This is a genomic window from Flavobacterium arabinosi, from assembly GCF_048158725.1.
Taxonomy (GTDB): Bacteria; Bacteroidota; Bacteroidia; order Flavobacteriales; family Flavobacteriaceae; genus Flavobacterium; species Flavobacterium arabinosi.
Genome location: NZ_JBLNKX010000022.1, coordinates 1 through 2,128 on the forward strand (window position 1 = coordinate 1; position 2,128 = coordinate 2,128).

The 2,128-nt window shown below is 40.0% G+C and carries 1 protein-coding gene; it reads right to left on the reverse strand.

Annotated elements, in window-relative coordinates:
• Positions 1 to 2,128: HYR-like domain-containing protein (locus ACM55K_RS17430; RefSeq protein ID WP_416851604.1), on the reverse strand; the 2,128-nt coding region annotated here is incomplete at both ends.

Sequence of the window (2,128 nt, forward strand, 5' to 3'; positions counted from 1 at the left end):
AAACATCTGTCGCAGTCCAAGTTCTGGTAAGGGTATAGTTGCTGGCACAGTTTCCGTTCGTTTTCACTTCATTGAAAGTCACTACAGGAGTGGCATCACAATTATCGGTAGCCGTTAAAGTAGCTGCAGCAGGAACTGCAGAACATTCTGCGGTTACATTGGCAGGAGCTTCGCTCAATACCGGAGCAGTTTTATCCTGAACGGTAATGACTTGTGATTTAGAAGCAGTGTTTCCACAAACATCCGTCGCAGTCCAAGTTCTGGTAAGGGTATAGTTGCTGGCACAGTTTCCGTTCGTTTTCACTTCATTGAAAGTCACTACAGGAGTGGCATCACAATTATCGGTAGCCGTTAGAGCAGCAGCAGCAGGCACTGCAGAACATTCTGCGGTTACATTGGCAGGAGCTTCGCTCAATACCGGAGCAGTTTTATCCTGAACGGTAATGACTTGTGATTTAGAAGCGGTGTTTCCACAAACATCCGTAGCAGTCCAAGTTCTGGTAAGGGTATAGTTGCTGGCACAGTTTCCGTTCGTTTTCACTTCATTGAAAGTCACTACAGGAGTGGCATCACAATTATCGGTAGCCGTTAAAGTAGCTGCAGCAGGAACTGCAGAACATTCTGCGGTTACATTAGCAGGAGCTTCGCTCAATACCGGAGCAGTTCTGTCTTGAATTTTTATTGTTTGAGTTGCTTTAGAAAAATTACCACAAGCATCTGTAACAGTCCATGTTCTTGTAATAACTTTATTGCTTGTACAAGAACTAGCCGGAGTCAGACAAACACTATTGAAATTTATACTGCCATTAACACTGGCTTGTTTTCTTGAATAAATAAACCAAGTACCATTCATTGGTCCAGTAAGATTTTCAAAGTTTGAAACATAAGATGTCAACCCAGTAATTGTATTTGGAGAAGTTGTTCCTCCGTTTGGAATCATATTTTGATTTATTCCGTCTTGAATAAAATTAGCATTATTCCATTGGGTATAACCAGAGCTATTTGGATAAAATGTAGGTAAATACAATTCTTTAGTATTTGAGTTTGCATCATCACAATTCCCGCCAGAACAATATGGACCAATTAATATTACTCCTTGTCCGCTAGGAGAAACTAAAGTGAATTCAGCTCTTCCTTTTCCTTGATTTGTTTCAAAGGATAAAGCGATTTTTTGAATATTACTTGCTGATAAATCATCAAATCCTGAAACAGTAAAAGGAAAATAATTACCGTTTCCTGCATTTATTGATCCATTATTTTCTGTGATTCCAAAACATTCTGTATCTATATAAGTTGCTTTTGGATTTGAATCGCATGTATCATTTATGTTAGTTACATTACCAGTTATAGTTGGGTTAGTATTTGCAATGCAATTCTCACCACTATTTAATGTAATGTTTGCTGGTGGTGTAAAAGTAGGGGTGGTTGTATCCGTTAGATTTATAGTTTGTGAAGCCGTAGAAGAATTTCCACAAGCATCAGTAGCGGTCCAAGTTCTGCTTATAGAATACGAACCTGCACACCCACCGTTTGTAGTTACATCCGCAAAAGACAAAGTTACAGCCGAAGAACAATTATCCGTAGCAGTAGCAATAGCAAATACAGGTATTGCAGGACAAGAGATTGTCGTAACAGACGGCAATGCAGCGATAACCGGAGCAGTTTTATCCTGAACGGTAATGGTTTGACTTACTGTTGTGCTATGATTACCACTTGTATCAGTAGCATCCCAAGTGATTGTTCTACTGTATATGTTTACACAACTACCAGGTGTTGTTATATCTGATACAACATTGACAGTTATTTGTCCGCAAGTATCAATTGCTGTTGGAGCTGTGAATACAGGATTTTCAGGACAATTGATTGTTGAGTTAGTGCCAGCTGTAGTAATCACTGGGGCATCATCATCATTGATTGTTACTTTTTGAGTACAAGTAGCGATTTTTCCGGCATCATCCGTTGCGGTCCATGTCACGATAGTTTCCCCAATCGGGAAAGCGGCAGGGGCGTTATTGGTAATGGTAACCGAAGTATCACAATTGTCAGTTGCAGTTGCAGTTCCGATTGCACCAACATAAGTACAAGCCGTGTTGGTTCCGATATTGAAATCTACAGGACAAGTAATCAC